The organism is Paenarthrobacter sp. YAF11_1 (assembly GCF_052113445.1).
Lineage (GTDB): Bacteria > Actinomycetota > Actinomycetes > Actinomycetales > Micrococcaceae > Arthrobacter.
Genome location: NZ_JBFRDF010000003.1, coordinates 246,477 through 272,849, shown reverse-complemented (window position 1 = coordinate 272,849; position 26,373 = coordinate 246,477). Strand labels below are relative to the sequence as shown.

General features: G+C 64.0%; 20 protein-coding genes and 1 tRNA gene. 6 read left to right on the top strand and 15 right to left on the bottom strand.

All coding sequences use genetic code 11. The annotated features are described in order from the left end of the window. Positions 1-19: 19 nt before the first annotated feature. From AB4Y77_RS06780 to nhaA, 3 genes are all read left to right on the top strand, one after another. Positions 20-517 (top strand): DUF2505 domain-containing protein, encoded by a 498-nt coding sequence (locus AB4Y77_RS06780; protein ID WP_089594214.1) that lies wholly within the window; start codon positions 20-22, stop codon positions 515-517. A gap of 1 nt (position 518) precedes the next feature. Next, positions 519-740, top strand: a complete 222-nt coding sequence (locus AB4Y77_RS06775; protein ID WP_089594213.1) for an SCO4848 family membrane protein — start codon at positions 519-521, stop codon at positions 738-740. Between the two features lie 162 nt (positions 741-902). Continuing rightward, a complete protein-coding gene (nhaA, locus tag AB4Y77_RS06770; protein WP_442013367.1) occupies positions 903-2,222 on the top strand; it encodes a Na+/H+ antiporter NhaA in 1,320 nt (439 codons plus the stop codon). Positions 2,223-2,252: 30 nt separating this feature from the next. Here nhaA and sufU read toward each other — a convergent pair whose 3' ends face one another. The 10 genes from sufU to AB4Y77_RS06720 all read right to left on the bottom strand — a co-directional run bounded on the left by sufU (position 2,253) and on the right by AB4Y77_RS06720 (position 17,022). After that, the gene (gene sufU, locus AB4Y77_RS06765; protein ID WP_311213196.1) at positions 2,253-2,705 is read right to left on the bottom strand and encodes a Fe-S cluster assembly sulfur transfer protein SufU; all 453 of its coding nucleotides are present in this window, start codon (positions 2,703-2,705) and stop codon (positions 2,253-2,255) included. A 69-nt stretch (positions 2,706-2,774) separates the two neighbouring features. Next, a complete protein-coding gene (locus AB4Y77_RS06760) occupies positions 2,775-4,100 on the bottom strand; it encodes a cysteine desulfurase (protein WP_442013366.1) in 1,326 nt (441 codons plus the stop codon). A gap of 89 nt (positions 4,101-4,189) precedes the next feature. Further along, positions 4,190-6,622 (bottom strand): ATP-binding protein, encoded by a 2,433-nt coding sequence (locus AB4Y77_RS06755; RefSeq protein WP_442013365.1) that lies wholly within the window; start codon positions 6,620-6,622, stop codon positions 4,190-4,192. A 472-nt stretch (positions 6,623-7,094) separates the two neighbouring features. Further along, entirely contained in the window at positions 7,095-9,827 is a 2,733-nt protein-coding gene (locus tag AB4Y77_RS06750) for an AAA family ATPase (protein WP_442013364.1), read from the bottom strand. Positions 9,828-9,859: 32 nt separating this feature from the next. Continuing rightward, a complete protein-coding gene (locus tag AB4Y77_RS06745; RefSeq protein ID WP_311213192.1) occupies positions 9,860-12,592 on the bottom strand; it encodes a helix-turn-helix transcriptional regulator in 2,733 nt (910 codons plus the stop codon). Positions 12,593-12,733: 141 nt separating this feature from the next. After that, the gene (gene pth, locus AB4Y77_RS06740) at positions 12,734-13,318 is read right to left on the bottom strand and encodes an aminoacyl-tRNA hydrolase (protein WP_311215470.1); all 585 of its coding nucleotides are present in this window, start codon (positions 13,316-13,318) and stop codon (positions 12,734-12,736) included. A gap of 149 nt (positions 13,319-13,467) precedes the next feature. Further along, the gene (locus tag AB4Y77_RS06735; RefSeq protein ID WP_026542774.1) at positions 13,468-14,037 is read right to left on the bottom strand and encodes a 50S ribosomal protein L25/general stress protein Ctc; all 570 of its coding nucleotides are present in this window, start codon (positions 14,035-14,037) and stop codon (positions 13,468-13,470) included. 316 nt (positions 14,038-14,353) lie between these two features. Continuing rightward, entirely contained in the window at positions 14,354-15,334 is a 981-nt protein-coding gene (locus tag AB4Y77_RS06730; RefSeq protein ID WP_011774071.1) for a ribose-phosphate diphosphokinase, read from the bottom strand. A 2-nt stretch (positions 15,335-15,336) separates the two neighbouring features. After that, the gene (glmU, locus tag AB4Y77_RS06725; protein ID WP_442013363.1) at positions 15,337-16,830 is read right to left on the bottom strand and encodes a bifunctional UDP-N-acetylglucosamine diphosphorylase/glucosamine-1-phosphate N-acetyltransferase GlmU; all 1,494 of its coding nucleotides are present in this window, start codon (positions 16,828-16,830) and stop codon (positions 15,337-15,339) included. Positions 16,831-16,950: 120 nt separating this feature from the next. Next, a tRNA-Gln gene (locus AB4Y77_RS06720) sits at positions 16,951-17,022 on the bottom strand. Between the two features lie 299 nt (positions 17,023-17,321). Between AB4Y77_RS06720 and AB4Y77_RS06715 the strand changes: the two genes are divergently transcribed. Both AB4Y77_RS06715 and AB4Y77_RS06710 read left to right on the top strand, forming a co-directional pair. Then, on the top strand, positions 17,322-17,921 hold the full coding sequence (locus tag AB4Y77_RS06715; RefSeq protein WP_311213233.1) for a TetR/AcrR family transcriptional regulator: 600 nt from the start codon (positions 17,322-17,324) through the stop codon (positions 17,919-17,921). A gap of 298 nt (positions 17,922-18,219) precedes the next feature. Next, the gene (locus AB4Y77_RS06710) at positions 18,220-18,621 is read left to right on the top strand and encodes a VOC family protein (RefSeq protein ID WP_311213189.1); all 402 of its coding nucleotides are present in this window, start codon (positions 18,220-18,222) and stop codon (positions 18,619-18,621) included. 368 nt (positions 18,622-18,989) lie between these two features. On the opposite strand, the gene AB4Y77_RS06705 is transcribed toward AB4Y77_RS06710, so the two are convergent. The 5 genes from AB4Y77_RS06705 to AB4Y77_RS06685 form a co-directional block, all read right to left on the bottom strand. Continuing rightward, a complete protein-coding gene (locus tag AB4Y77_RS06705) occupies positions 18,990-20,819 on the bottom strand; it encodes an ABC-F family ATP-binding cassette domain-containing protein (RefSeq protein ID WP_442013362.1) in 1,830 nt (609 codons plus the stop codon). A 35-nt stretch (positions 20,820-20,854) separates the two neighbouring features. Beyond that, positions 20,855-21,847: a 4-(cytidine 5'-diphospho)-2-C-methyl-D-erythritol kinase gene (locus tag AB4Y77_RS06700; RefSeq protein WP_442013361.1), complete on the bottom strand. Its 993-nt coding sequence runs from the start codon at positions 21,845-21,847 to the stop codon at positions 20,855-20,857. Continuing rightward, positions 21,844-22,725 carry a 16S rRNA (adenine(1518)-N(6)/adenine(1519)-N(6))-dimethyltransferase RsmA gene (gene rsmA / locus AB4Y77_RS06695; protein ID WP_311213186.1) on the bottom strand — a complete coding sequence of 294 codons (882 nt, stop codon included), beginning with the start codon at positions 22,723-22,725 and terminating at the stop codon, positions 21,844-21,846. Before rsmA ends, AB4Y77_RS06700 begins: the two co-directional genes overlap by 4 nt. Positions 22,726-22,751: 26 nt before the next feature. Next, the gene (locus AB4Y77_RS06690) at positions 22,752-23,903 is read right to left on the bottom strand and encodes a transglycosylase family protein (protein ID WP_442013360.1); all 1,152 of its coding nucleotides are present in this window, start codon (positions 23,901-23,903) and stop codon (positions 22,752-22,754) included. Between the two features lie 291 nt (positions 23,904-24,194). Further along, positions 24,195-25,082 carry a TatD family hydrolase gene (locus AB4Y77_RS06685; protein WP_442013359.1) on the bottom strand — a complete coding sequence of 296 codons (888 nt, stop codon included), beginning with the start codon at positions 25,080-25,082 and terminating at the stop codon, positions 24,195-24,197. A gap of 197 nt (positions 25,083-25,279) precedes the next feature. On the opposite strand from AB4Y77_RS06685, the gene AB4Y77_RS06680 reads away from it, so the two are divergent. Further along, positions 25,280-26,368: an AAA family ATPase gene (locus AB4Y77_RS06680; protein ID WP_311213183.1), complete on the top strand. Its 1,089-nt coding sequence runs from the start codon at positions 25,280-25,282 to the stop codon at positions 26,366-26,368. Positions 26,369-26,373: the final 5 nt, after the last annotated feature.

Sequence of the window (26,373 nt, the reverse complement as noted above, 5' to 3'; positions counted from 1 at the left end):
CACCATTCACGGAGGACCCATGGCCCTGAGCGCATCCACCACCCTGCCGCACAGCGTTGACCGCGTAGCTGCCGTATTCGTCAACGAAGATTTCCTGCGTCACACCAGCGAACTGGTGGGCGGCTCCCTGGAATCGTTCACGATCGACGGCGACCCCGCCGGTGCCTTCAGCACCACCACTGTCCGCACCCTGCCCACCACCCGCCTGCCGGACATTGCCCGCAAGTTCGTTGGCGAAACCCTGAAGGTCACCCAGACCGAGCAGTGGGAGGCTCCCGCCGCCGACGGTTCACGCGCCAGCAACATCGCACTCAAGATCTCGGGTGCCCCCCTGGACGTCACAGCCGTTCAGCGGCTCGTGGCCGATGGCAGCAACACCCGGATCGAGCTCGAAGGCAACGTGTCCTCCTCGGTGCCGTTCCTCGGCGGCAAGATCGCAGACGCCGCTGAGCCGATGGTGGGCAAGGCCCTGAACATCCAGTCGCAGCAGGCCCAAGCCTGGCTCGAAAGCCACTAGCGTGGAGATCCCCGCGATCCTCGCGGTTGTCCTGATCGTTGCCGGGGTTTGGTCCTTGGTGGTGTGGCCGCAGTTCCTCAAGCGCGTCATGAAGGACCCCCGCGCCCGCGATGCCGCAGGCAAGGCCACTAAATTCCTCACGGTCCACGTTGTCCTGGTCACCATCTCCATGGTGCTGGGACTCGCGACGGCCGCCATCGGGATCGCGGGCCTCGTCGCCTAGGTTTCACCCAACTGAGTCGCAGTTCAGGTCGTTCCCGGCACTGAGAACGACCTGAACTGCTACTTAGATGGGTAAGATTGTTATTGGTGTGCCGGGAAGTCTGGTCGGCGGAGTCTTTGTGCTCCCCTTAGACCGATTGATTCTTGCAAGTAAGGAGCCCCCGTGGCCCGGAAGCCCCCTGCAGCCCCTCAGCAACCCGGCAGCCCAAGCGCTGTTTTCTCGCGCTCCAGTTACCCCGAGTACCGCAGGATCCTCTCGATCCTCCGTACGGAAACAGTGGGCGGCGCCCTCCTCCTGATAGCCACCGTAGTTGCCCTCATCTGGGCCAACTCACCAGCAGCGGACGGCTACTTCGCATTCCGCGACGTCAAGATCGGCTTCGAGCCCTGGCATCTTGAATTGAGCCTCGGCCACTGGGCCTCGGACGGTCTGTTGGCGGTGTTCTTCTTCCTCGCAGGCCTTGAGCTCAAACGCGAGTTCGTCGCCGGCGAACTCCGCAAACCCGCCAAAGCAGTTGTTCCCGTGGCCGCAGCGATCGGCGGCGTAGTGGTTCCGGCCCTCATCTTTGTCCTGTTCAACCTCGGGTCCCCGGAAACGCTCAAGGGCTGGGCCATTCCTACCGCGACGGACATCGCTTTCGCCCTGGCCGTGCTGGCCGTCATCAACACCCACCTGCCGGCCGCCCTCCGGACGTTCCTGCTGACCCTCGCCGTGGTGGACGACCTCATCGCCATCGGAATCATCGCCTTCTTCTATTCCACGGGACTCCAGCCGCTCATGCTGTTGGCCGCTTTGGTGCCGCTGGCTCTCTTCACGCTCCTGGTCCAAAAGCGGATCCGCAGCTGGTATTTGCTCATCCCCCTCGCCTTGGCCACGTGGGGTTTCGTCCACGCTTCCGGGATCCACGCCACGGTGGCCGGAGTGCTGTTGGGCTTCGCCGTTCCGGTCCTGGCCAGCGGCAGGAAGGGAGAGCCTGCTGAAGGGCTGGCTGAGCACTTCGAGCACCGGCTGCGCCCGTTCTCGGCAGGGTTTGCCGTACCAGTCTTTGCGTTCTTCTCAGCCGGCGTGGCCTTGGGTGGATTCGATGGCATGGGCGCAGCCCTCAGGGATCCCGTGGCCGTCGGCATTGTGGCAGCGTTGGTGGTGGGCAAGGCCGTGGGCGTCTTCGGCACCACCTTCCTGGTAACCAAGACCACCCGCGCAAGCCTCGATTCCAGCATTGCCTGGATCGACCTCTTCGGACTGGCGCTCCTGGCCGGCATTGGGTTCACCGTCTCGCTGCTGATCGGCGAGCTGAGCTTCGGGACCGGTTCGGCACACAACGACCACGCCAAGGTGGCCATCCTCGCAGGTTCCCTGATCGCGGCGCTACTGGCCGCCGTCGTGCTCAAGGCCCGTAACCGGCGGTACCGTCAGGTGCAGGCGGATGAAGAACGGGACGACGACGGCGATGGCGTGCCTGACGTCTTTGCCCGCGCCTGACGCGCGGGGTGCTGGGGCGCTGCTGGGAGGTTAGGCGGTGGCCTGGTTGAGTGCGTCCTCGGCAGCAACCCAGGAGATCATGGCGCATTTCACGCGGGCCGCGTAACGGGCAACGCCCTCGAAAGCGGCAGCGTCGCCAAGGATCTCCGGGTCCGCCTGGACTTTGCCACGCGACCGGAGGACCTCGCGGAAGTTCTCGATCACAGAGCGCAGTTCCTCCACGGACATGCCCTCGCCCAGGTCGGTGAGCACCGAGGCCGAGGCCATGGAAATGGAGCAGCCCGCACCGTCCCAGCTGATCTGCCGGACGGTTCCGTCAGCAACGGCGAGCCGCAGCGTCACTTCATCCCCGCACACCGGGTTCAGCTGGTGTGATTGGCCGGTGGACGCCCCTTCGGGGGCCGCCGTTTCAGCCAGGCCGCTGCCGTGCCGCTGCTTGGAGTGGTCCAGGATGATCTGCTGGTACAGCTGGTCAAGACTCATGGTGGTTGTTGCCTGTTCTGCGAAAAATCGTTGGTGTGAGGCTGCCCGGCTGTTCAGGGCTGCCGAAAGTCAGGCCTGGAAATATGCCCGGACCCCGGAAACAGCGTCAAGGAAAGCATCGACGTCGTCCGTGGTGTTGTAAAGGTAAGTACTCGCCCGGGTGGTGGCCGTCAGGCCCAGGCGGCGGTGCAACGGCTGGGCGCAGTGGTGACCGACACGAACGGCAATGCCGCGATCATCAAGGAACTGCCCGACGTCGTGCGCGTGGACACCGGCGACGTCGAACGCTGCCAGGCCGATCCGCTCGGACCCGGAGGCGGGACCCACCACACGGATGCCGTCGATACTCTCGAGCCCTTTGACGAGGCGCTGACCAAGCGTCGATTCCCAGGCATGAATGCGGTCGATGCCGGTCTCGGTGAGGTAGTTTACGGCGGCAGCAAGCGCCACGGCCTGGGAGATCCGCTGGGTACCGGCCTCGAACCGCTGTGGGGCCGGCAAGTACTCGGCCCGCTCCATGGTGACCGTGGTGATCATGGAACCGCCGGTGAGGAAAGGCGGCATGACATCAAGGAGTTCCTGCTTGCCGTAGAGCACGCCAACACCTGTGGGCGCCAGCATCTTGTGCCCGGAGAACACCGCGAAGTCGACGTCCAACTCTTTGACGTCCACAGCCAGGTGCGGCACGGACTGGCAGGCATCCAGGACCACCAAGGCACCAACCTTGCGGGCGAGTGCCACGAGTTCGGCCACCGGGTTGATGGTACCCAGGACGTTGGAAGCGTGGGTGAAGGCCAAGAGCCTGGTCCGTTCCCCTACGATCCCGGCTGCGGCGTCGAGCATCAACGTCCCATCATCGGTGACGGGGATGTATTTGAGGGTGGCCCCCGTCCGGAAGGCCAGTTCCTGCCACGGGATGAGGTTGGCGTGGTGCTCCATTTCGGTGACCACGATCTCGTCGCCCGGACCAATGGCCAGGTCCTTCAAGCGTGAATCGCCGCGGCCCTGCGCCGCCCACAATCCTGCGTTGGACAGCGCGTAGCTGATGAGGTTGAGTCCCTCGGTGGCGTTGGAGGTCCACACGGTTTCCTCGTACTGCGCGCCGATGAAGTCCGCTACGGTCTGGCGTGCGTCCTCGAAGACCTCCGTGGCTTCCACGGCAAGGTGGTGGGCTCCACGGTGAACGGCCGCATTGCGTTGCTCGTAGTACTCCTGCTCGGCCTCGATGACGGTGAGCGGGTTTTGCGACGTGGCGCCCGAATCCAGATAGATCAAGGGTTTACCGTTGACCAGCTGGTCCAGCACCGGGAAGTCATTCCGGATCCGCAACACCTCCGCATTGTCCATGGCATGCACGGACCGCAGCAGTGAGGCGGGGGTTGATACGGCAGTCAAGGGGCGCTCCTTGGAAATACTTCAGGGACTTCCCATTATCCCACGATGGCCCCCTGCGTGCGGTGCCGCAGGTGTGCCGTACAGCACGTTCAGCCGCCGGCCCTCCCGGGCACCCAGCCCAGCGGCGGAACAGCCTCGCTGTCGAACGCATGGCGCAGCCGTTCAACCAGGACCGATGCGCGCCGGCTTGCCGCACTCCGGGTTCGGGCTTCATACCCGCTGGCAGCACGCGAGTAGCACACGGAAGCATGGGCAAACAGCCTGTCGGCAGACAGGCTTCTTCCCGCCGCTTCCAACGTCTTGGGGTCGTTGTCCAACAATGCCGAGGCAAACGCTCCCAGGGCGGCTCCTCCGGCTCCGTGAACTTCCACCGCAAGTCCTGACAGCCGCCGCTGGACCACAAGGTCGTCGACGGCGGCACTGCTTGCGTTGAGTGTCAGGAGGGAGACTGCCTCGGCTTCCAACAACGTGCTGCCCTGGAGGTGGAGTTGTTCTGCCAGCGCCAACAGATGGCCCGGCTTACCGGCAATCTGGTCCTGCGCCGCCGCCAGATAGAGGGAGCTGAGCTGGGGAAGGAGGCCCTCGGGATCCTCAACTTCCTGCAAAGCGGCCAGGCTCTGCCCACTACGCTCCATCGCCTGCACAGGGTTTCCGCACAGCGCTTCGGAGTAGGCCAGCGCGGCCGCAGCGAAAGCCAGTACCGGTGGAAGGCCGGCGTCGGACAGTTCCGCAAGGACCGGCTCCAAGGTTCCACGCGCGGCGCGGGGAAGCCCCTGGCTGAGTTCGGCGTACCCGCGCGCAACCTCGATGCACACGGCAAGGTAGGTGGGGAGCACAAAAGCGGAAGGACACTCCAGGAGTGAGTCCACTTGGCTCCAGGCCAGATTGCTGCGAAGGCACACGACGTGCCGGAGCAGCACCCCCGGCCGGAACATCTCCAAGGCGGGGTCCGCGTCAACGACCGCCATGGCCGCAGTTGACCGTTCCAACGCTTCCGGGGCGGATCCGGTCAGTAAGAACCGTTCAGCTTCCCGGACGTTCCACACCACGTGGCCGGAAACAGTCCCCTCTGAACCGGCATCCTCCGGAACGCCCGGGGCTTCACTGGGGACAGCCCCCAGGAGTTCCAAGGCCATCAGGCGGCTGCCGGCCTCGGCCTTCACTTCCGGCGATCCCCCACCCGCTGCCAACTCCCGCAGTTCCGGGGCAGCCTCGCCCAACAGGCCTTCGGCAACCAAGGCCCGCGCCCTGAGGAGCCTGGCCTCGTCTTTCCGGCCCGGCCCTGCCACTGCTGCGGCGGCCCGCATGGCCAGTTCTGCTGTTGACGGCCTGTCTGCGGCCGGGGCTGTGGCCAGGAGAAGTTCATCGGAGAGTGTCAGGCCGCAGTCAAGGGTCCAGGTCATCCACCGCAGCAGGGTGGGGGCCGATTCGCGCGTGAGCACGGGTTCCTCAACACCAAGGCGGAGGGCCAGGCTCCTGGGGCGGGGCACGGCCAGTCGGGTACCTTCGCCACGCAGCCAGGAACTCATCCTGACCATTGGCGGCCTCCCCGCCAACAGCCTGATGTGGTGGTTGGCCAGAAGGTGTTCTACGGCGCTTCGGCCAAAATGGTGTTCCACAATGTCCAGCGCCACAGGTTCAGCGAGCGCTATCAGCTCCAAGGCGTGCCGTTCCTCGGAGGGCCTGGCGGCGTTCTCGGACTGCACGTGCGCCACCACGCCCGGCCAGTCGCAGTGGGCGCGCACATCAATGGTCCAGAAGCCGTCCTTCTGCACCAGCAGACCAGCACGACGTGCATCGTTGATGGCGATCTCCAGCATCCCCACATTGAAGCCGCTCAAGGCGGCTAGAAGGCTGCTGGCACGGCGTTGGACTTTTCCACTCAGGACGGCTTCGGTCAGTGCATGCGCCTCGGTGAAGGTAAAGGGCGGAAGAAAGTACTGCTCAAGGAAGCCGTCTTCCCAGAGTTGGTAGAGGTCCGGAGGAAGGGGCCGACGGCTGTCGGCCGTAGCGACCAACGTTGCCCCAAAACCGGGTATCAGTTGCAGCAGGACGGCCAAGGAGGCTGGGTCGACGTAGTGGATGTCGTCCACCAACAGCACCAGAGGCGGCCTTGCCGTTTGGGGCCGCCGTTTGTTCCGGCGTCGGCCGATCTGTGGAGTGTACAAGTATTCAGCGGCGCCCAGGGTGCTGGTCAGGGCGCGGAGGACGTGGAGTCCCGGCGGCAGCGTGTCTTCCCCGTTGGTTTCAGGTACCGCACCCAACGCGCCATAACTGGTGGCCTTCAGCTCCGGCTTTCCGGCGAAACTTCTGACGTCCATGGTTTCCGGGAGGCCCTCTTTGATGGAGAGCAGCAGGTGGCTCTTTCCGGTTCCTCGGTCCCCTACCACCACGATGCCACTGGTGGAGGGCGACGGTACTGCGGAAAGAATGATATCCAGGAGCCTCGTCCGGTCCGGGAAGGGTGATGGCCTCAGCCCGACTGTGACGGTGTCTTCGTCCAGCCAGGGATCCGGCAGCATGCGCACTCCAATAGCAGCAGTCCCATGGTCCGGGAGGTGTGGTTTCCGCGAAGTGCGGGCTACCTGGCCTAGAAGCCGGCGGCGGCTGGGGGGAGAGTCTCGGTCTCAGAAGACTCTGTCGCCGCCGGCTTCGTCCAGGGCCGGAACACCTTGCGGTGCCCGGTGCATCGGCTCAAAGAGACCACCGATGCGGATGATGCGACTTTCGGAATCCCGGTGATGCTTGGGGCTGAACCGTTCTTCCAAGATCAATACTGCCGGGGTGGCGAACCGGGTACACCAGTAGTTGGTACTCGATTAGTCCGGGGCTTTTTCCGGGCTTATACCTTGTTGTACTCAGTCCCTCGGAGGGGCACTACTTGGTTTTGGCACAACACTCCCGTGGATTACTCCATTGATTGGCCAAAATCCGCGCAGCGGCGGGCCCAAGTGGCGTGATGCGTGGTAAATGAGTACTCAAAGAGCGCTGGCGTCAATGACGGACAGCAGCTCCGAGATCTTCGCGCCGGCGAATGCCCAACTTGGCGTAACTGCGGTAAAGGTGGCCCTCTACCGTGCGTACGGACACCATGAGCTTCTCTGCGATCTGGCGGTCGGTCAGTCCTGAGACTGCCAACGCCACGATGTCCTGCTCACGGCGCGTCAACGGCACCGAGCGGTCCGCTTCGGTGCTGGGGTCATGAACCAGGGCATCACCGAGGCTGGCTTCGCTGACATCGCGCAGCACCGCTGCCTGGCGGGCCTCCGGGCGCTTTCCTTCGGCGTCGAAGGACAGTGCCGCTTTGTCGAAGGCCACGGCAGCTGGTCCGGGCATGCCGGCGGCGGCCAGAAGGTTGCCGGCGTTGACGAAGCCTTGGCCCTCAGCGCCCTGATGTGCTTCCGCCAGGGAGAGCCAACCGGCGGCCCAGGCACCGGACATGGATGGTGTGATCCCCGCGATGGATTCCATGGCCTGTACGTCGCCAAGCTCGGCACGGAGCACCAGATTTTGCAGCAGGACACCCGGCAACTGATGCAACCGCAGGGATTCCGGGAGCTTCCTGAGCTTGTCCAGCCCTGAACCTTTGGCCACCAGCTCCTGGCCGGCCAAGGTAAACAGTTCCGCGAGCGCCTCCACGTAGGCTCCTCCCGCCGCAGCACCGGCCTGCTGGCCTGCCTGTTGCCCTGTCTGCCCACCAGCCCATTCACCGGCCTGTTCACCGGCCCGTTCGCCGGCCCGTTCACCGGCCAGGCGCTCGGCAAGCGCGGTATCGCCGGACCGGGCCGCGGCGTAGAACGCCAATGCCGTGCCGAGGTTCTTCAGCTGCTGGGGGTCCCTGACCCTGAGCGCCTCGACGGCGGGAGTCACCAGCTCCGCGGCTTGCTCCAGCCTGCCCTGACGCAGCATCGACAACCCCTTGAGTGTTTGGATGTCGCCACCAAAGACAATGAGTCCCATGGCCGATCTCGCGGAGTAACGTTCAAGGGCAGTCCCGGCGGCGCCCCAGTCCCCCGCTCCCAGTGCGGCGAAGGTGTAGCGCGCCAGCACAAAGTCGCTGAAGTACAGGAGGTCATCAGCCGGCTCGTCCAGCAGCACCAACGCTTCACGGCCGGCGTCCAGCGCCTCCACGGCGTGGCCTTCCGCTGTCAGGAGTTCGCATTGCATGGCCAGGAGGAACACCCGGTTCATGACAAAATCCGGTTCATCTGCGCTGAGCGCTGCCTCAAACCGGTCCAGGCCCTCACGGAGTTCTGCGTAGTGGCCCTCGTGGGCAAGCGCCGCCAACTCCAGTGCCCTGGCATGCCGTCCCACGAGTCCTGCCATGGGGTCTGATTCCGGAAGGTCCTTGATAAAGGTCGCCGCCGCGCTCCGGGCATCGGCCACAATGTCCGCCGCGGAGTCCCCCGTGGCCGCCCGCGCAGCGGCCCACAAAAGCCCTGCTCCCAGTGGGCCCGACGGATCGGCGTCCAAGTACCCCAGATCCTCTTCCAACAGGCGCACGGCACTGCGGAAGTCGCCGTCGTTATAGCTGACCATGGCCATGACTGCCCGGGCGCGCGGCCGCAGCGCCTCGGACCGGACCTTGCCGGCTGCTGCCAGCGCCAAGGGGTTCTGGAGCAGCTTCGCAGCCAGGAAGGCGGCCTCAAGCAGCTGTTCATCATCGACGTCGGCGCCGCAGTCCAGTGCCCAGCTCACCAACCGGAGCAGCCCTTCAGTGGTGGGCTGCTCCGCGAGCAGGTGCTGGACCATGCGCTGGCGGATCTGGAGGCTGCGGGCAGGCGAAACAATCTGGCGCAGCGCCTCGCTGTACATGGGGTGCCACATTCTGAGGGGACTTCCGGGCCCGTTGGTGGATAGCACCAACCGGCTGTCCATCAGTGCCCGCACAGTCTCCCTTCCAACCTGCGTGTCCAGCACGGCGGGTGGGACGGGTTCGGAGAGGGCAATAACGTACATCGCTTCCCTCTCAGCCTCGCTGGTCCGCAGTACCCGGTTCCGCACTACCTCGGCCAAACCCTCGCCGCTGCCCGAGAGGGCACGGGTGAGGAACCAGACACCGTTCCGCCGCACCAGGTTTCCGTCCGCCCGTGAGTCATCAAGGAGGCAGCGAAGGAGCAGGGGGTTTCCCTCTGAAACGGAGTGCAGCACGTCCGCGGCACTGGCCATGACAGTTCCGCCCAGGGTCTTTTCCGCGAGCTCGGTGACGCCCTCATGATCCAGGGGATGAAGCTCCAGGCGCTCGGCAAGGCCGTCGTACCACAGCTGAAGCAGCGCGGCGGGCAGACCGGGGCGGGGCCTGCCCGTGGCCACGAGCCTGGCCCACCCTGCCGTCACCAATTCGGCCAGGATCTGGGTGCTGCCTTCGTCAAGATCGTGGGCATCGTCCACAATCAGCAGAAGCCGTGCGCCTTCGCCGCCACGACGTTTCTCGAACTGCGCCCAGAACTCCCGCAGGATCGCCACCGGCGAGGTGGCTTGTTCCACCGGCAGGTCCAGTAAGTAGGGCGCCAGGACACCGTAGGGCACAGCAGACAACGCGGGGCTTCCGTGGACCCGCATCACCACCATTTCCCCTGCCAGGCGGGCCCCAATTTCGGCCGCCAAGGCCGTCTTTCCGATGCCGGGGTCCGCTACCAGGAGCACAGCCCCCGCGCCCTCCTGGCGCAAAATCTTCGTGGCAAGATCCAGCTCGGCGCCCCGGCCTACAAGGTGCTCAGCCTGCATGGGCGCTCCGTGCTTCTACGGCGCTGCCTGCCTCATAGGAGTCCATTGAGCTCGCCTCGGGACGAAACACCCAACTTTGTGAACACCTGATACAAATGGCCTTCGACTGTTCGCACAGACACCCCAATATCCATCGCGATTTCACGGTTGCTGACACCCTTCCCGGCGAGTTTAGCAATCTGGCGTTCCCGCTCCGTCAATACCGGCGCGTCGCTGCGCGGTTGGATCGGCAATGCGGACACGGAATGCTCCAGCCGTTCCAGCCTCAGCTGCGCCGTGCGGGCAGCAGTTGTCTCGCCCGCATCCCGGGCAAAGTCCAGCGCCATGGCGACGCATCTGGCTTCAACCACCAGCAGGTCCAGGGTTGCTGCGGCGTCAGCTGCCTCCAGCATGGCCCGGGAACTCTTGGTCAGTGCACCGCGGGCGAGGTTGCCGGATATCTGGGCCAGTGGACCTTGCCTGCGCCCGGCAATATCTGCGAGCAGCCGGTACTCGTCGTCGGTGCCTTCAACTGTGGCGCCGAAGAGGCAGATGCCGGCTGTGGTCAACCGCTGCTTCTCGACGTCGTTGTGGACCCGGGCCAGGAGCCGCTGCTTGACGTCAGGATCCCCCATCCATCGCCCGGCCATCTCGGCACAGAAATCGGCCACGGACTCGGAGAAGTACGTCCCGTCTCCGCGGCACGTCCTGTACAGGTCCAGGTAACGGCCCGCTTCCACGGAATTGCCCACCTGGGCATAAGCGAAAGCGGTGGCAGCGTAGGCCACCTTGTTCATGTTCATGGCCGGGCGCAGTTCCAGCTGCGCAACCGCGGACCGGAGGGGTTCAATGGCGCTGGCAGGCTTGCCGGCGTAAGCGTAGGCGAGGCCGATGCCCAGTTCAGTCAAGGCACCCCTGTACTGAAGCCGTGACGACCTGGAGGGTGCGCGCCGCATGAGTTCGATGCATTGCCGCCACTGCCCGGACAACAACAGGACCAGGAAGGCATGCTTTGCGAAGGCTTCTTCAAGCTGGGCCGGCCGTTCAGTATCGCCCAAATGCCGTGAAACGGTGCGCGCGAGTTCCTGTGCCTCAAGCTCGCGGCCAAGAATGCAGCGGGCCTCAACCAGGAAAAACGCGGACCTGAGCCAGTGCTCCCGGTCCGCTTCGGGATCCTTGGCCAGTTCCTGTTCCAAGTGGTCGATGATTGAGGCGTACTCACCCATGTAGGTGTTGTACTCGTAACTGCACAGGTGGAGGCGATTGAGCGCCTTGGCCACTGTCTCTGCCGGGTAGTTTTCCGCCATGGCCCCAAGAGTCTCAAGTCCGTCGGATATGACCCCCGGCACCATGCCCGCACGACCATCAATCCACGTCATTGCCTGGCATTTCGCGGCCGTTACTTCCGCGAACTCCACGGGGTCCAGCGCCGCGAGGTGGGACCCGGACACCTCATCCAGAGCTTGGGCGGCGTGCAACGGCAGGTCCAGCATGAGGTACGCCGCAGCCTTCAGCCGCTGTCCCGGGACCCACTCTTCGTCTTTGGGATCCAGGGACAGGGTGCACTGGATGGCAAAGTTGGGATCGTAGTTGTCCAGGGCGGCACGTCCGGCTGCCAGTGCGTGGGCCGGCGATGGCATTGGCTCGTCCTCGCACGAATGCATCCATGCTGCGTAGCTCAGTAGATCCTGTGCGGCGAGACCCAACAGTTCAGGCTCCTTGGGGCCATGAAGCATCAGCCGGAGCTCGCGCCTGCGGCGGGTGCTCAGCCAGCCCTGGACTACCTCTCCCACATAGGGATCCCGGAGGGATACCCAGTGGTCATTACCCCGTTCAACGGTGAGCAGCCCGGAGTCTTCCATCTCCACCAGAACTTCGGTGCCAAAGATGGCTGCCAGGTCCACCAGGGTTGCGCGCTGAGCACAGGCGAGTATTTCGACGACGGTCCTGCTGGCCTGCGTTTCGCGCGCCAGTTTGGAGCGGACGAAGTCCTCCACCACCGTTGCGCCCTCCAGTTTGATCCGGTCCCGGAGCGTCCAGACAGAATCGTTGAGCACCAGGTTGCCGGTATGCCGCTGCTCTTCCAGGAGGGCGTGCAGCAGCATGGGGTTTCCGCCCACGGCCGAGTGCAGTGAACCAACCAGCGTTGATGATACGTAGTGTCCAAGGACCGATCCCAACACCTGCTTGGTCTGTTCTTCGCTCAGGGTGTTGAGGTGGACCTCGCCCAGTTCCCCTTCCAGGACCAGGCGGTGGAAGTCCGCGGGGAGGTCACTGGCGCGCTGGACTGTGGCAACTACCTTGGCGGTGCCGGTGGCCATGAGGTTCAACAGCACGCCCGTGCTCATGGGGTCCATGCCGCCGGCGTTGTCCACAATGAGAACGGTGTCCCGTCCCGCCGCTTCTTTCCTGATCAGGCTTGTCACGGCGTGCAGGATGCCGGTAGGAGAACTGACCGCTTCGGATGGCAGGCGGGCCAGCAGGAAACCCAGGCATCCGTAAGGGGTTTGGCCGTTGGCAACGGTGTTCCGTAGTTGAAGGCTGTGGACCTTGGAGCCCAGGGAGGAGACCACGGCACGGGCGAGGCCGGATTTGCCGATTCCGCGTTGGCCGGTGAGGACCACGCCATAAGATTCGGGTGACTCGAGGAATTTCCCCGCCTTCGACAGATCGTGGCTGCGGGCCAGCAGTGACCACGTTTGCCTGTCCGTTGATCCGCCCACAAGATCGGGAGCCGCAGCCCTTGCTGCGCCTCCCCCGCCCTTGTTTAGCAACTCCGCCGACATTCGCATCCTTCGCTACACATCCGCGACAGTCCCCCACCGCTTACCTGCGTATCATGCACACTACCGCCGGGCGCCGACAGTTTGTAGACCTTAGGGTCCTCGGGACCGTCAGGCTTTCCTCAGGCTTTCCTCAAGATTCGCTCAAGTTTTGGCGGGGTGGTGTTTCTGCTGCGCAGACAACAGGCCCTGGTCCATGAGCAACTGCACGGCGTCGGCCGCCTCGTCCAGCAGGAACGGCAGTTCCTTTTTCTCGGCGGTGCCGAAATCCCGGAGGACGTAATCAGCGGTCTCCATCCGGCCCGGAGGCCGCCCTACTCCTACGCGGACGCGCAAATAATCCTTGGTGGCGAGTGCTTTGGACATGTCCCGCAGGCCGTTATGTCCGCCCTCGCCGCCGCCGAGTTTTAGCTTGATTGTGTTAAATGGGATGTCGATTTCGTCATGGACCGCTATGACATGGTCCGGAGCGATGTCGAAAAAGTTGCACAGGCCCGCAACCGGTCCCCCGGATGTGTTCATGTACGTCATGGGCTTGGCCAACACCACACGGGGGCCACCTATGCCCAGCCGGCCTTCCACGATTTGGGCGCGGGCCTTGTGGACCTTGAACTTTCCGCCCATGCGGGAAGCGAGTTCGTCCAGCACCATCTGGCCCACGTTGTGCCGGTTGTTGCTGTATTCACTGCCGGGGTTGCCGAGGCCGACAATCAGCCAAGTGTCGCTCATGGTCTCATCCTAGGGAACGTTTGGTTGTATCAGTGGGGACGTGATGTACCGGCGGGACTGTTCTTGAGCAGTGCAAGGACAAAGGAAAGTGGCCGGGACCCGAAGGTACCCGGCCACTCAATGGCTTTGCGCCTCAAGCAGTCATAAGACTACTCAGCGGCCGGTGCTTCTTCTTCAGCCTCGGAAGCGGTCTCAGCGATGCGGACCACCAGGGTGTCGCCTTCGGTGAGGAGGGTGGAACCCTTCGGCAGGACGAGGTCCGAAGCGTGGATGCTCTCGCCGGCCTTGAGGCCTTCGATGCTGACCTCGACGGCGGTGGGAACGTGGGTTGCCTCAGCCTCGAGGGAAACCGTGGTGGCTTCGAGGCTGGCAACAGCACCCGGAGCAACTTCACCGGAAACGTGGATCGCGATGTCGACGGTAACCTTCTCGCCGGCCTTCACGGTCTGCAGGTCAACGTGCTCGATGATCTGCTTTACGGGATCGCGCTGGATGTCCTTGACGAGCGTCAGGTGCTGCTCGCCGTCGACGTCGATCGCCAGGAGGGCGTTCGAAACGCGCACTGCCAGCGTGGTGGCGCGGCCCGGCAGGTTGATGTGGATCGGCTCTGCGCCGTGGCCGTAAATGACAGCCGGGATCTGGCCGGCCATGCGTGCACGGCGGGCGAAACCCTTGCCGAATTCGGTGCGCAGTTCTGCGGTGAGCTTCTGCTCAGACATGTGTACTCCTTGATTACTGTTGCGCCCGAAAAAATCCGGGCTTGTCTATCAGCAAGGGCGGAGGTCTGGAGACCTTCTACGCCCGGCTGAGATCGGCCGCTGAGCAGCCGTTCCGCCTGTGTTGAAGGAGATGCAGACCCAGTCGATAACGGAGACCCGCAACCCTGGTCCACGCAATGTGGACCGGATGTGCTCTCCCTCGCCAAGGTATCCCCAAGAGTTTAGCAGCGGAACGCGTCCAACATGAAAACGGGCAACAAAAGGGGCCACCCGCAAGCCCGGAGGGTGCGGATGGCCCGTTCTGGTACGGAGATTCTTATGCCTTGCCGTCGAAGAGGCTGGTGACCGAACCGTCGTCGAACACTTCACGGATGGCGCGTGCAATCAGCGGTGCGATCGACAACACCGTCAACGACGGGAAGCGCTTCTCGGCCGGGATGGGCAGCGTGTTGGTGACCACGACTTCGCGGGCACCGGAATCGGCCAGGCGCTGCGCCGCGGGGTCGGAGAAGACCGCGTGGGTGCAGGCGATGATGACGTCCTTGGCACCGGCGTTCTTCAGGACCTGGACAGCGCCGGAGATGGTTCCACCGGTGTCGATCATGTCGTCGATCAGGACGCAGGTGCGGCCCTCAACCTGGCCAACAACAGTCTTGGAGACAGCCTGGTTGGGAACGGTGAGGTCGCGGCTCTTGTGCACGAACGCCAGCGGGGCACCGCCCAATCGCTCGGCCCACTGCTCGGCAACGCGGACGCGGCCGGTGTCGGGGGAAACAACGGTGATGTTGTCAGCCTCAACCTTGGTGCGAATGTAGTCAGCCAACAGGGGGATGGCCATGAGGTGATCAACGGGACCGTCGAAGAAGCCCTGGATCTGCGAGGTATGCAGGTCCACGGACATGATGCGGTCCGCGCCGGCGGTCTTGTACAGGTCGGCGACCAGACGGGCAGAGATGGGCTCGCGGCCGCGGCCCTTCTTGTCCTGGCGGGAGTACGGGTAGAACGGCGAAACAACCGTGATCCTCTTGGCAGAGGCGCGCTTGAGGGAGTCGATCATGATCAACTGCTCCATCAGCCAGTTGTTCAGCGGCGCCGGGTGGGCCTGGATGACGAAGGCATCGGTGCCTCGCACGCTCTCGGCCGAACGGACGTAGATTTCCCCATTGGCGAAGTCGTAGGCGTCGATGGGCAGGAGCTCAGTCTCCAGCTCCTTCGCGATTTCCTGCGCCAGCTCCGGATGCGCCCTTCCGGCGGCGAGAATCAACTTCTTCTCTCCGTGTGCGGTAATTTCGCTCATGCCTATTTGCCTTCTTCTATGGTTGCCGGGGATTGTGAAGATGTGGGGGTGGCGGCCGGTTCCTGGGCGGCTTCGGCCAAAGTGGCGGAAGCTGTACCCGGACGGTTGGCAATGACCCAACCTTCGGCGTTCCGCTGTGCGGCCAGGCTGAGGGCGAGGGCGCCTGCGGGAACATCCTTGCGGATGACGGCACCGGCGCCGCTGTAGGCGCCGTCACCTACAGTCACGGGAGCTACGAAGACCGTGTTGGAACCGGTGCGGACGCCCGAGCCGATCACCGTGCGGTGCTTCTTCTCGCCGTCGTAGTTGGCCGTGATGTTGCCGCAGCCGATGTTGGTGTCCTCACCGATTTCCGCGTCGCCGGCGTAGCCCAGGTGGGACAGCTTGGAACCGCGGCCGATGGTCACGTTCTTGGTTTCGTAGAACGCGCCGATCTTGCCGGTCTCCCCCAACACCGTGCCCGGGCGGAGGTAAGTGAACGGTCCAACACTTGCTTTGGCACCAATGGTGGAACCGGAGCCATGCGTGCGGATCACCTTCGCGCCCTCGCCCACGTTGACATCAGTCAAGGTGGTGTCAGGACCGACGACGGCGTCGCGCGCCACCGTGGTGGAACCGTGAAGTTGGGTGTTGGGCAGCAGACGGACGTCTTCGTCGAGGGTCACCGTCGAATCGATCCAAGTGGTGGTCGGGTCCACCACGGTCACACCGGCACGCATCCAGGATTCGATGATGCGGCGGTTGTGCTCGGCGCCAAGCGCCGACAACTGGATGCGGTCGTTGGCGCCTTCAACCTGCCAGCGGTCTTCGGTCACGACGGCGGCAACCCGGCCACCGGCGTCGCGCGCCAACCCCAGGACGTCAGTCAGGTACATCTCGCCCTGGGCGTTGTCCGTGGTCACCTTTGCCAAAGCGGTACGTAGCACGGCGGCGTCGAAGGCGTAGATGCCGGAGTTGACCTCGCGGATGCTGCGCTCGGACTCGCTGGCGTCTTTGTGCTCGCGGATGCCGGTGACAGTTCCGTCGTCGGCGCGGAGGATCCGGCCATAGCCAGTGGCGTCGTCCAGGACCGCGGTGAGTACCGTGACAGCGTTGCCCTCGGCCTCATGGGTCGTAACGAGTTCCCCAAGCAGTTCGCCCGTCAGCAGCGGAACATCGCCGTACGTCACTACTACGGTGCCGGTGAGTTCAGCAGCGGCGTCGAGGGCCTTGAGAGCCACCTCCACTGCGCGCCCCGTACCGGGGACATCGTCCTGGTCAACAATCAGTGCTTCGGGATCCAGCCCGGTGACGTGCTCGGCCACGCGGTCGCGCTCGTGACGGACAACAAGTGCCAGCTTCAGCGGAGTGATGGAACGGGCTGCGAGGAGAGCGTGGCCCACCATGGAGCGTCCGCCAATTTCGTGGAGAATCTTGGGGGTCCGGGACTTCATGCGCGTTCCAGCGCCTGCAGCCAAAACTATGACCGCTGCGGGACCGGTGGATTCGGGGCTCACGTACTGGCTCTCCTTGCTCGGTATGTCCCGGGTAACCCGGCTTCGGAATGCTGCCATCCCAATGGACCCAGGCACCGTTCGAGCCGTTCCAGGTACAGAGAGGAGCGCATTTTCCGACCGTTCCGCCCATAGGATTCGAACCTATACTCCACGGCTCCAAAGGCCGGGGTGCTGCCATTACACCAGAGCGGACCGTGCATGATTCACACCATCAAGCAGCAGGGCCTGACGGTTTCCCGGGCTACCGGGATGCACACACAAGAATCTAGTTTGCCATGACCATTGCGTGCTTCGCGACTTGACCGCCCACCACCCCTTCCCCGGCGCACCCCGGGACGCGCCCCGGACCCCTTTCCGACCCGCCGTGCCAGGCCCGCAACCGGTCCGTAAGGCATGATGGTCACGTGAGCAAGCGCACTGAACTCCCCCGGCCCGAGGACACCGCCGAGCCCTTGGAACAGGTTTCCACTGGCCCCGCAGTCCGCATCAGGATGACCGGCCAGCAGCGCAAATCCCAGCTCATCGGCATTGGCCGCGCGCTCTTCGCTGCCCGCGGCCTGGACGGCACCACCATCGAGGAGATCGCTGCCACCGCGGGAGTTTCCAAGCCCGTCATCTACGAGCACTTCGGCTCCAAGGAGGGGCTCTACCGGCAGGTTGTGGAGACCGAATTCCGGATCCTTCTGGACTCCATCACCGAGGCGCTCAGCACCGAAGCCAAACCCCGGGTACTGGTGGAACGCGCAGCCCTGGCCCTCCTTGGCTACATCGAAGACCGCACCGACGGTTTCAGGATTCTCATGCGGGATGCCCCGCCGTCACAACCCGAAGGTGCCTTCTCCACGCTGCTCTCCCACGTCACTGCCCGGGTGGAGCACCTGCTGTCCGATGAATTCGCCCGCCGCGGGTTCAGCGCCGCAGACGGTGCCATGTACGCGCAGATGCTGGTGGGGATGGTGGCGATGACCGGCCAGTGGTGGCTCGACAGCCGCACACCGGACAAGCGCGCCGTCGCCGCCCACCTGGTGAACCTGGCCTGGAACGGCCTCACCGGGTTGCAGAAGGAACCCGGACTGCGTTCCGAAGCTTAGCCGCATTCCGAGGCCTAGGTCCCGCCCGTGGTCACCTCCGCGGCGCCAGCACTCGTCGCCGTCGCTTGGGCACGCTCTCTCACATCCCACGCCCTTAAACCGACCCCTCTCTCACCTCCCACGCCCTCGAACCGACCCCTCTCTCACCTCCCACGCCCTTAAAACCAGCCCTCTCTCACCTCCCAGGTGGGCTCGGGTTCGGCCGTCGAGGCTCTGTCGTGGTTGGGCTGCAACGGGAAGGCGGGTTGTCGACGCGTCAGCGCCTTGTGCCCAGGTGGCCAGTTTGTAGGATGAGCTCATGACTGCACCCCAGCTCTACATCACTTTTCCCGGGACAGCCCGCGAGGCGCTGGGCTTCTACGCGAAGATCTTCGGCGGGGAGCTTTCCTTGTACAGCTTTGAGGAATTCAACCGCACGGACGGCCCTTCGGACGCCATCGCCCATGGGGTCCTCAGTGGTGCAGTCTCTCTGTTCGGTTCTGACGCTGCCACCGGTGAAAAGACAGTCAAAATTCAAGGTGCCATGCTCTCGCTGCTCGGAGCTGCCGAACCCGAAGTTCTACACGCATGGTTCGACAAACTGGCGGACGGAGGCCGCATCCTGGACCCACTGGCACCGAAGCCTTGGGGTGCATCAGACGGTCAAGTAGTGGACCGCCACGGCCTCCGCTGGCTCATCGGCTACGAACCAGCGCATTAGTTTCCACCCCAAACCCTAGGGACGTGCAGGAGGGTCGCCCACAAACCCGAGGGACGTGCAGGAGGGTCGCCCACAAACCCCGAGGGACGTGAGAGACGGTCGTCCACAAACCCGAGGGATGTGAGAGACGGTCGCCCACAAACCCGAGGGATGTGAGAGACGGTCGTCCACAAACCCCGAGGGATGTGAGAGACGGTCGTCCACAAACCCGAGGGATGTGAGAGAGCGTTGGTGACTGGCGGTCAGCGGCAGGCATCCGGAAGCGTGCGTCAAGGCGAGGCACGAGCCAGCACGCGGAGGATGTGTGCCGCTGTGCCGTGCCTCGAGTAACGAGCCAGCAGGCACACGATGTTACAGCGGCCCACCACCTACTCGCCGAGGATCTCAGCGGCCTCCAACCACTCCAGCTCCAGCCCTTCCTTTTCGTCGAGCAACTCCTGCAGCTTGGCGTTGAGCTCGCCCAGGGCATCGAAGTCGCCGGATTCGGACTTCGCTGCCATCTGGGTGTGGAGCTTCTCCTCCTGCTGGGAGATCTTGCCGAGTTGGCGGTCGATTCTGTTGAGGTCCTTTCGGGCTTCGCGTTTTTCCGCTTCGCTGGCACCGGACGGAGCAGCAGCGGAAGAAGAGCCGATGGCAGTGGTAGGTGCGCCGGAGCCCCCACCAATGGCGCCGGACGCCAGCGCGGCTTCACGCAGCTCGAGGTACTGGTCTACGCCGCCGGGCAGGCCGCGGAGTTTGCCGTCGCCGAGCAACGCCATCTGGTTGTCGGTGACGCGTTCCAGCAGGTAACGGTCGTGGCTGACAACCACCAGCGTTCCGGGCCAGCCGTCCAGGACGTCTTCGACGGCGGCCAGGGTGTCGGTATCGAGGTCGTTGGTGGGTTCGTCGAGCATGAGGACGTTGGGCTCCCCTACCAGCAGACGCAGGAGTTGGAGCCTGCGGCGCTCACCACCGGAGAGGTCGCTGACGGGTGTCCATTGCTTTTCCTTAGTGAACCCCAGTTGTTCCACCAGCTGGCCGGCGGTGAATTCCTTGCCGCCCACGCTGAAGGAACGCTTTTCGCGTTCGATGACCTCTATGACGCGCAGGTCGGAGACGTCGTCGAGCTCTTTGACGTCCTGGGTGAGCACGGCGGTGACCACGGTCTTCCCGCGTTTGACTTTGCCCGAGCTCGGCTGGACTTCACCGTTGAGCAGTTTCAGCAGCGTGGACTTCCCAGCACCGTTGACACCCACCAGGCCGAGTCGTTCGCCCGGTGCGAGCCGCAGCGTGATGTTGTCAAAGAGCTTCTGCCCGGTCTCGCCGCCCAAGAAGTCAAGGGTGATGTTCTCAAGGTCCAGCACATCCTTGCCCAGTCGGGCAGTGGCCATCTTGCTGAGGGCCACCGAGTCGCGGGGATCGGGCACGTCGGCAATGAGGTCGTTGGCAGCTTCGATGCGGAATTTGGGCTTGGCGGTTCGGGCAGGAGCACCGCGCCTGAGCCAGGCCAGTTCCTTTTTGACGAGCTGCTGGCGTTTACCTTCGACGACGGATGCCATGCGGTCACGCTCGGCGCGGGCCAGAACGTAGGCGGCGTATCCGCCGTCGAACATGTCCACCATGGCGTCGTGGACTTCCCAGGTGTAATTGCAGACTTCGTCGAGGAACCAGCGGTCGTGGGTCACCACCAGGAAGGCGCCCTGGTTGGCGCGCCAGCGCGTCTTCAGGTGCCGGGCCAGCCAGGCGACGCCTTCGACGTCGAGGTGGTTGGTGGGTTCGTCCAGCATGATGACGTCGTGGTCTTCGATGAGGAGTTTAGCCAGCGCGACACGGCGCTTTTGCCCACCGGAAAGGGCGTGGACGTTGGCGTGCCAGTCGACGTCGCCCACCAGTCCGCCCATGACTTCGCGGATCTTGGCGTTGGCGGCCCATTCGTGGTCCGCACGGTCGCCGACGATCGCGGCGCCCACTGTCAGGTCGCCGTCGAGCACGTCCCCTTGGTCCAGGTAGCCGACGTTGACATCGCCCCGTTTGGTGACTCGTCCGGAGTCCGGCGTCGAGCGCAGGGCAAGCAGGCGCATAAGGGTCGATTTGCCGTCGCCATTACGGCCCACCATGCCGATGCGGTCGCCATCCTCCAAACCGAGGGTGACGCCGTCGAGGACAGTGCGGGTCGCGAACGAAACGGTGAGGTTTTCGCCGCCAAGCAGGTGGGCCAATGGGTACTACTTTCTACTGCTGGAATGCGGAGGTACTAAAGGAGGGTATCGGAGATGATCCGGGCGCCGGGCACCGGGCCGTGGACTGCCAAGGCGGTGTGGCCGCGGTGGGTCAACTCGTCGGCGAGGACCCTGGCTGAAACGGAGTCGCGGGCAAGCAGCGCGATGGTGGGGCCGGAGCCGGAGACCATTCCGGCCAAGGCACCGCGTGCTTCACCCAGTCCGATGGTGTCGCGGAGTTGTGGCGCCAACGCAATGGAAGCCCTCTGGAGGTCGTTGATCAGCACCCGGCTCAGGGTCTCAGGGTCTCCATGGCGGAGCGCTTGGAGAATGGTGGGGTCCACGGCCACGGGTTCCGGGATGTCCGCGCCCTCGGAATCGCGCAGTCCGTCAAGGGTACGGAAAACGTCAGGTGTCGAGAGCCCGTAATCAGCAAAGACCAGCACCCAGTCCATCTGGGCTTTCGCCAAGGCCGGGGAGAGTTTGTCGCCCACGCCAAGCCCGACGGCGGTGCCTCCCAGGAGCGAGAACGGTACGTCTGCGCCCAATTCGGCCGCCAGATGCGCGAGTTCCTCGCGGGACAGCCCGCTGTTCCACAGGGCGTCGCAGGCCAGCAGGGTTGCCGCTGCGTCCGCTGACCCTCCGCCCATGCCACCGGCCACCGGCACGCGCTTGGTGATCTCAAGGTGCACGCCGGTGGGTTTCTCGGACATTTCGGCCATGATGGCCGCGGCCTTGTAGGCAAGATTCCGCTCATCCAGCGGAATGTCCACACCGTCAAGGTCAAGCGTGCTGTCGGGGCTGATGCTGACAGTGATTCCCGGGGCCTCGGTGCTGGTTGCCGCCACTTCCTCATAGAGCGAAACGGCAAGGTAGACGCTGGCCACCGAATGATAGCCATCCGGCCGCAGCGGGCCGACGCTCAGGGAGACGTTGACCTTCCCGGGCGCTTTGACCCGGACGGTCCGGGCATGGAAGCGGTCCCCCACGAACGGGAGGCTGCTGGGTTTGCGGGTGCCCGGGTTCATGCGTCCACGGGGTGGCGGGCTTCGGCGATCTTAACGTAGGCGGAGATGTCCAGGACTTCGCCGCGCGCGGTCGGGTCAACGCCGGCCGCAACCAGGCAACGTTCGGCCTCGGCAGCGCTCCCGGCCCAGCCGGCCAGTGCAGCCCGGAGGGTCTTCCTGCGTTGGGCAAACGCGGCATCGATGACGGCAAAGACCTGCTCACGGGTGGCATGCGTTTGGGGCGGATCGTGGCGAGTGAAAGCCACGAGTCCCGAATGGATCTTGGGTGCAGGCCAGAACACGTTCATGCCGATGACACCGGCCTTGCGCATGTGGCCATACCAAGCGGCCTTCACCGACGGAACACCGTAGATCTTGGACCCGGGCGTCGCGGCAAGCCTGTCAGCTACCTCGTCCTGGACCATGACCAGGCCGTGCTGCAGGCTCGGGAAGTGCTGCAGGAGGTGAAGCACCACTGGCACGGCGACGTTATAGGGCAGGTTGGCTACCAGGGCCGTGGGAGGCACGGGCAGTTCGGTGACCTTCATGGCGTCGGAAAGCACCAGGTGGAAGTTGTCTTCCGCTCCGGGCCGCCAGGCGCGCACAGTCGCCGGCAGTTTCTCCGCCAACACGGGGTCGATCTCCACCGCCACAACAGTCTTGGCTGCGTCAAGCAAGCCAAGGGTCAGCGAGCCAAGCCCAGGGCCGACTTCCAGCACGGTTTCGTTGGAGTCGATATTGGCGGCCGCCACAATCCTGCGGATGGTGTTGCCATCGATCACAAAGTTCTGCCCCAGGGTCTTTGTAGGGCGTACACCGATTTCCTCGGCAAGCCGTCGGATGTCAGTGGCGCCCAGCAAAGGCGCGACGGCGGCGGGTTCGGAATTCGGTTCAGTCACCTAGGTATCGTATCGCCTGTGGCGGCTCAGGCTGCGTGCGCGCAGCCCCAGTCGCGGAGGCCGTTCTTGGCGTAGAGGCGGTTGGCGATATCAATCTGCTGTGCCTTGGTGGCAAGGCTGGCGTTGGGAGCGTAGGCTCCGCCACCGTTGGCAAGCCACGTGGGGCTGGAGAACTGAAGGCCGCCGTAGTAGCCGTTGCCGCTGTTGATGGACCAGTTTCCACCGGACTCACACTGGGCAATCCTGTCCCACATGCCTTCGTTCGGGGCACCGGTGGGGCCGCTGGACGTTGCTGCTGCCTTGGCCGGAGTTGCTACGGGGCGGGCTTTGGTGCCAACGCTGACCTTTTCGGTGACCGGTTTGGTGGTGACATCGCTTGAGACGAGGGCGCGTGATGCTTCGCGTCCGTCAACCATGACCAGCTTGAACTTCTTGACCAGGGAACCGGCTACGCCTTCCTGGGTGACCTTCTCTTCGCCCTTGAACAGTTCGGCGGTTTCGGTCTTCACGCTTTCGAAGGGCACTTCCTCAGTGGCTTCGGCGGTCTTGCTGGTGTCCACGCGGGAGACCTTGATCACCATGTCCTTGACGATGGGCGCGTTGCCAGGCTGGGAGATGCGGTCGTTGGCGCCGACGGTGATGCCGGCGTCCTTGAGTACGGTGGCGACGTCTGCCGCCGTCGTGGTGGTGCTGGTGTCCTTGCCGTCGGCTACAACACTGATGGTCTTGGGAGTCGAGATGGAGACGAAGGAACCGGTGACTTCCAGCGATGCTTCCTTCGGCTGGGAGATCTCGGAGGAGCTTGCCACTCCAAGTTCGCTCACCAGTGCGGCGACGTCGGGGGCGTTCGTGTTCACCGTCTTGCGCGCGCCGTCCAATTCAATGGACACCGCCTTCGCGAGGTTGATGTTGACCACGGAGCCGTTATCCACACGGGCGTCGAGGGCGGGCGAAACCCGGTCCGCGTCCTTCAACTCAACCTTGGCTGCCTTGACCACCTGGTCAACAGTGCCGCCGAAGGTCTGGATGGAACTTACCTTGCCGTCCACGTTGAGGGTGACTGTCTTGTTGTTGCCCACAAAGGCGACAACTCCGACCACCAGCGCTGCAACAACCAGCAACTGGGCACCGACTTTGAGGAAGCTGAACTTGCCATCCGTTGTGAAGAACTTGATCACGATTGCCCATAACTCTCAGACCATCCGGGCACGGGGAAAAGCGCAGAAATAATGCCAGCCGCAAAACGGAGGGGCCAGGCACGAAGCCTGGTCCCACACTTGCTGCCGGCGTCTGCGCCGCCAATTACATTCAACTGATGGAAGCCGGAATGAACCGGCCCAGTTGTCCGAAGGCCTTCCCCGACCCCGGCTACTTGTTTAACACAGTAACCGATCTGTTATAAACCGACCAAGACTTCTGCATACCGGGTATTCATCCCGGGGGCGTCAAAGGGCTACCGAAGGAGCGCCCTAGGCCCACGAGCCGTAGGCTTCGAGCGTGTTTTCCGCCAAGCGCGAACAGAGCTCGGAGAGGTCATCTCCTGTCACTTCCGCCATGGACCGCACCGTGTAGGGAACCATGTAGCTCGCGTTCGGCCGGCCACGGTACGGGTGGGGCGTCAAGAATGGCGAATCGGTTTCCACCAGGATCCGCTGTGGCTCGGCGATGGCCAGCGCTGCGCGAAGGTCTCCCGCATTCTTGAACGTCATGGTGCCCGCAAATGACATGTACCATCCGTTCTGGTTGCAGATCCGGGCCAGTTCTTCGTCTCCGGAGAAACAGTGGAACACCACACGCTCCGGGGCTCCTTCCTCCATCAACACCTGCACCACGTCGTCGTGGGCATCGCGGTCGTGGATCTGCAAGGTCAGTCCGAGCCGTTTCGCGATGTCGATGTGGCGCCGGAATGAGTACCGCTGGGCCACCAACCCTTCCCCGTGGGTCCGGAAGAAATCCAGTCCTGTTTCACCGATGGCGCGGATCCGCGGGTGGGCTGCCAGCTCTTCGATCTCGGCGAGCGCTGACTCCAGTTCGCCGCGACCGGCGTACACCGGGGCATCGTTGGGGTGGATTGCTACGGCACCGAGAAGGCGCGGATCCGCGTCCACTGCTTGCACGGTGAAGCGGGACGACTCCAAATCGCAGCCCACCTGCACAGCGCCGTGCACGCCGACGGCCTCAGCCGAGTCCATCGCGTCCCGGACCGAGACCTCGATCAGTCCGTGCCGGAAATCCAGATGCGTGTGGTTGTCCATGACGGGAACGGGAAGGGCTTCCGGTGCCGGCGGGTACTCCTTGCGGGACTCTGTTTCCTCGGAGGACACGCGGTACGCAGCAGGGGCGAGCGAATTACACATGTTCCCACCTTAATCGGACCACGGTCCCCCTGAGGCAGCGGCCGGGTCGGCAGAGATAAATTCCACTCGGCACATAAATTCCTGAGCACTATGTCAGCGGCGGCCAATGTCTGGGTAGTCTGGAACGGACAGACGGTCAACAACAGCAACACATCATCAGGATTGCTGATGCAGTGGCCACGGCTGAAGGGCAATCCATGGAGTCCAAGCGACAAGTATCCGTTGAACCTACCCCGCTTCAGGGCGAGGCTTACAGTACGCTGCCGCGGGATGGTGCAGCACTCAATGGACACAGGCCGCAGGTCATGGACGCGGAGCGGTTCCACGATGCCAGCGAACGCATCCTGGGGTCCATCAACAAGGTCATTGATGGCAAGGCCGACGCCGCGAAACTCGCGTTGACGGTTCTGCTGGCCCAAGGCCACCTCCTGCTGGAGGATGTTCCCGGCGTCGGCAAGACCCTGCTGGCAAAGACGCTCGCGCGGACCGTGGACTGTACGGTCTCCCGCATCCAGTTCACGCCGGATCTCCTGCCCTCCGATGTCACCGGTGTCTCCATCTACAATCAGTCGTCCCGGCAATTTGAGTTCCGGCCTGGCGCAGTATTCGCGAACATTGTGATTGGCGACGAAATCAACCGGGCTTCGGCCAAGACCCAGTCCGCGCTTCTTGAGTGCATGGAAGAGCATCAAGTCACCGTTGACGGGCATTCGTATCAACTGGGACTGCCCTTCATGGTGGTCGCCACCCAGAACCCCATTGAGATGGAGGGCACCTACCCGTTGCCCGAAGCCCAGCGCGACCGTTTCATGGCAAGGATTTCCATGGGCTATCCGGACAAGGAAGCCGAGATCGAAATGCTGGAGACACACCAGGCGTCCTCTCCCCTGGCCAAAGTGACCCCCGTGGTCACTGCCGCGGACGTGGCAGCCATGATCGCCGCCGTCCAGCAGGTGTATGTGTCCACGGCCATCAAGGAGTACACAGTGGCCATTGGGCGGGCTACCCGCGACAGCGCACGCCTCCGCCTCGGTGCCAGCCCACGGTCCCTGTTGCAGCTGTTGCGTGCTGCCAAGGCAACCGCGGCGTTGGACGGCCGGGACTTTGTGCTGCCGGACGACGTCGTGGACGTGGCCGAATCGGTGCTTGCGCACCGAATCATCCTGGACCGCAAAGCGGCAAGTTCAGGTGATACGCCGCAGAGCATCCTTCGGGGCATCCTGGCGGCCCTGCCGGTTGCCCAGGAACCGCCCAACGCGTGGCGCAGGGACAGGCACACCGCCTAGGAGGC

Bases quoted from the DNA above. Each gene is read 5' to 3' on its own strand.
- AB4Y77_RS06700 (WP_442013361.1), bottom strand. From the start codon at position 21,847: ATGAACCCGGGCACCCGCAAACCCAGCAGCCTCCCGTTCGTGGGGGAC.
- AB4Y77_RS06685 (WP_442013359.1), bottom strand. From the start codon at position 25,082: ATGTGTAATTCGCTCGCCCCTGCTGCGTACCGCGTGTCCTCCGAGGAA.
- sufU (WP_311213196.1), bottom strand. From the start codon at position 2,705: ATGAGTCTTGACCAGCTGTACCAGCAGATCATCCTGGACCACTCCAAG.
- AB4Y77_RS06780 (WP_089594214.1), top strand. From the start codon at position 20: ATGGCCCTGAGCGCATCCACCACCCTGCCGCACAGCGTTGACCGCGTA.
- AB4Y77_RS06715 (WP_311213233.1), top strand. From the start codon at position 17,322: ATGACCGGCCAGCAGCGCAAATCCCAGCTCATCGGCATTGGCCGCGCG.
- AB4Y77_RS06730 (WP_011774071.1), bottom strand. From the start codon at position 15,334: ATGAGCGAAATTACCGCACACGGAGAGAAGAAGTTGATTCTCGCCGCC.
- AB4Y77_RS06710 (WP_311213189.1), top strand. From the start codon at position 18,220: ATGACTGCACCCCAGCTCTACATCACTTTTCCCGGGACAGCCCGCGAG.
- AB4Y77_RS06680 (WP_311213183.1), top strand. From the start codon at position 25,280: ATGGAGTCCAAGCGACAAGTATCCGTTGAACCTACCCCGCTTCAGGGC.
- AB4Y77_RS06745 (WP_311213192.1), bottom strand. From the start codon at position 12,592: ATGTCGGCGGAGTTGCTAAACAAGGGCGGGGGAGGCGCAGCAAGGGCT.
- pth (WP_311215470.1), bottom strand. From the start codon at position 13,318: ATGAGCGACACTTGGCTGATTGTCGGCCTCGGCAACCCCGGCAGTGAA.
- AB4Y77_RS06755 (WP_442013365.1), bottom strand. From the start codon at position 6,622: ATGCTGCCGGATCCCTGGCTGGACGAAGACACCGTCACAGTCGGGCTG.
- AB4Y77_RS06735 (WP_026542774.1), bottom strand. From the start codon at position 14,037: ATGTCTGAGCAGAAGCTCACCGCAGAACTGCGCACCGAATTCGGCAAG.
- AB4Y77_RS06750 (WP_442013364.1), bottom strand. From the start codon at position 9,827: ATGCAGGCTGAGCACCTTGTAGGCCGGGGCGCCGAGCTGGATCTTGCC.